Source organism: Ruegeria sp. AF7, from assembly GCF_056541885.1.
The window spans coordinates 1-3,498 of sequence record NZ_JBQFYX010000043.1; the positions used below are offsets into that span (position 1 = coordinate 1).

3 protein-coding genes are annotated in these 3,498 nt (G+C 55.6%); all 3 read right to left on the reverse strand.

Features of this window, described 5'->3' with window-relative positions:
* Positions 1-2,081 (reverse strand): acetate--CoA ligase family protein (locus ACR0AP_RS20790; protein ID WP_480509182.1); only part of this gene is annotated, 2,081 nt, incomplete at its 3' end.
* 24 nt (positions 2,082-2,105) lie between these two features.
* Positions 2,106-2,972: an enoyl-CoA hydratase/isomerase family protein gene (locus tag ACR0AP_RS20795; RefSeq protein ID WP_480509184.1), complete on the reverse strand. Its 867-nt coding sequence runs from the start codon at positions 2,970-2,972 to the stop codon at positions 2,106-2,108.
* A gap of 69 nt (positions 2,973-3,041) precedes the next feature.
* On the reverse strand, positions 3,042-3,498 hold a 457-nt coding region (locus tag ACR0AP_RS20800), incomplete at its 5' end, for a TAXI family TRAP transporter solute-binding subunit (protein WP_480509186.1).

Here is a 3,498-nt window from a genome sequence, read left to right on the forward strand (position 1 = left end):
TAACCGTCTTCGCGCACGATGACCGGGTTGAGGTCGATTTCGGTGATTTCAGGGTGCGACAAGGCCAGAGTGGAAACTTTGAGAATAAGATCCTCCAGAGCATCCTTGTCGACTGGCGGCGCACCGCGGACTCCATCAAGGATTTTCTTCGCTTGAATGTCTTCGACCATCTCGTGGATGTCGGCCTTGGACATTGGGAGTGCACGGAATGAAACATCTTTTAGCACTTCGACGAAAATGCCGCCGAGGCCGAACATCATTACCGGTCCAAAAATCGGGTCATGCACGACACCGATGATCACCTCGACCCCCGATTGTGCCATGGGCGAGACCAGTACACCCTTGATCCGTGCATCCGACCTATAGGCTTTCGCGTTGTCTAGTATCTGTTGGTACTTTGCTTTTAGCGCAGCCTCGCCTTGAACCTTTAGCTTGACGCCTCCAGCGTCTGATTTGTGTAGGATGTCTTCAGACACGATCTTCATCGCCATCGGCATGTTGCCGATTGTCGCTTCAACACGCGCGACATCATCTTGGCTCTCGGCAAGAAGATGCGGTGGTGTTTTCACACCGTAGGCCGCGAGAAGGTCTTTTGCCTCATGCTCATACAGGGAAAAACGGCCCTCCTGTTTTGCAGTCCCGATAATGGCAGCTGCCGCTTCCGAAACTTGTCCGGCCTTGATCCGTGGTGACGTTGCGATGCGCTCTTTGGCCCGAGAGTAACGAACCAGCTCCTCAACACAGCGGACCGCTGATTCCGGCCAGATAAACAATGGCACGCCGGTTTCTTTCAGGACCTCAAGCGGCTCTGGCTTCAGCGGTGCATAAACAGATTGAACCAACAACGGTTTGCCAAAGCGGCGCGCAAAGGCTCCAATCCTGATCGATGATTCAATCTCGGCATTCAAAAGTGTTTCAGAGAACCGCGCCGCATAGCCGCCAAACATTCCGATGACCATCAGAATATCGACACCGGGATCCTCTAGAAGAATCCGCGCGCAGTCGGCCCAACACCCCGGATCATCGTCGGTTCCGCCTGCCACATCGACAGGATTGGCCAGTGCGGCGGCAGGGGGCAACCTGTCGGCAAGTTTGGAGTGGGTCTCTTCCGAAAGTTCCGCCAGGCGCAACCCTCTTTCGATGAGCGCATCGGTCGTGATGGTGGCGTGACCACCGCTGTCCGCCAAGATCGCCACACGGTCATTCTTTACCGTCGGGAGCTTTCCCAACCCTTCGGCAACGGTTAGAATCTTGTCCGATTGATCGATCACGGTCGCCCCGGCCTGCCGCAGCAGATCACGGGTCAGATTGAAGCTGCTGGCCAGCGAACCGGTGTGCGAGCTTGCAGCAGTTTGCCCGGCTTCCGTGCGCCCGGATTTGTAGACGATGACCGGCTTCTTCTGACTGACTTCGCGACAAACTTCTAAGAAACGCTTACCCTTCTGAAAACCCTCAACATATAGGACCGGCGTGGTGGTGTTCTCGTCTTCACCGAAATATTCGAGATATTCGTGGAACCGCACGTCCAGCTGGTTTCCCACGCCCACATAACTCGAGAATCCAACGCCTCCCTTCCGTTTCGCCTCGGCGATCAAAGCGAGCACGACATTCCCCGATTGCGAGGTGACGCCAATGCCGCCTGGTTCTGCGTCCCTTACGCCGACCAGGTTCATCTTGTTGTGTAGGTTAAAAACGCCGTTTGTGTTTGGGCCAATGACACGGACATTGTTCTCTCTGGCTGCTTCAAGGGTGGCCGCCGATAGCTCTTCGTCGAACCCGGCTGCCAGAACGACCGCGCCACCGATGCCCTTCTCACCGCACTGCTGCAGGATGCTGGGCAAGGTCTTGGCAGGAGTGCAGACAAGCACTGTGTCAATTGGGTCTTCTACGTCTAGAACTGATTTATAGGCCTTCAGACCCAGCACCTCAGGTGCTTTCGGGTTGATTGGATAAACGATGCCCGGGAAACGATCGGCCAACAGTTGCTTGATTGCTTGGTATCCGCGTTTCTCAGGGTCGTTGGATGCTCCGACAACAGCGATTGAAGTGGCGGAAAGGATTTGGTCAAGTTGATTTGCCATTGTTGTCCCCTAGAATTCTCAAAATCAGCGGCCTTTGAAGACCGGCTCGCGTTTCTCGGCGAAGGCATCGACGCCCTCCTGCCAGTCTTCGGTCAGCATGCAATGCCGGAGGGAGGCGAGTTCGGTGACAAGACGCGAATCGTAATCCTGATGCATGTCGTTGAGGTGCTTCTTGGCGAAGCGCATCGACACCGGCGCTTTTGAAGCCACAACCAGTGCGAAGTCCTTGACGCCCGCCACGAACTCCTCCTCGGAGAAGACGCGTGTCGCAAGACCGATAGCGTGGGCTTCATTGCCGTCGATGCGCCGGCCAGTGAAGATCAGCTCCCGCGTTTTGGCGAGGCCGATGATGCGCGGCAGGATCTCCGTCACTGCACCGCCCACATGGGTCCCGATGGAAATCTCCGGCAGGCCGATCTGCGCCGTGTCTTTCATCAAGATGAAGTCGGCCGAGCAGGACATCTCGCAACCGGCGCCGAGTGCGAACCCGTTCACTGCTGCGATGACGATCTTCTGATGCGTGTAGATCCGCTCGCAAACATCATTGCCGAGGTTGAGATATTCAAGCTTCTCCAACTCCGTGCGGGTACCCGCACCGTGTTCCTTCAGGTCGGCACCGACGCAGAAGGCGCGACCCTCGCCGGTCAACACGATGACGCTGACTTCCGGGTCATTCTCCGCCTTATCCAGAGCATCCATGATCTCTGCGTAAAATTGGGTGACCACCGCGTTCAGGCGGTGTGGTCGGTTGAACCGGATCTCTGCTATTCTGTCTGATACAGTGTAGATTATTGTCTCGTAACTCATGTCACAGTTCTTCTGTTTACCGCCAACAAAGCGACGGCACATTTCTAAGGAAAGGCCAGGTTTCAACTTGCCTTTCAGCTCCATTGTGTTTTTTGGTTGATGCACAACCGGCGTTAACGCCGATCCGACAGCGCCTAGATTTCCGAGAGCATTTTAATGCATCCCCTTTTCTTCGTAGTAGCGGCGCGCGCCGTCGTGCAGTGGCGCCACCAACCCGTCACGCACCATTTGCTCCGGCAAGAGGTCACGGAAGGCGGGATGTGCAGATTTGAACGCGTTGAAATTCTCAAACACGGCACTGACAATTGCGTTGACCGTTTCTGGAGCGACGCTTTCGGACGCGACCAAAATGAATGGCACGCCTATTGCTTGCACCGTTTTATCACTTCCGGGATACAGACCGCCCGGCAAAGTGGATTTCGCCAAGTACTCTGTTTCAGCTGCTAGTTGGTCGATCTGTGGGCCGGCCACCGGTAACAAAACGGCATCACAAAATTCGGCTACACGTGAGACCATGTCGTTGGGGTGATCGACCGTAAAGTAGATCGCTTCCAGTTTTCCGCTACAAAACGCCAGCGCCTGTTGATCTGGCGGTAGCTCCTCCGTCCAC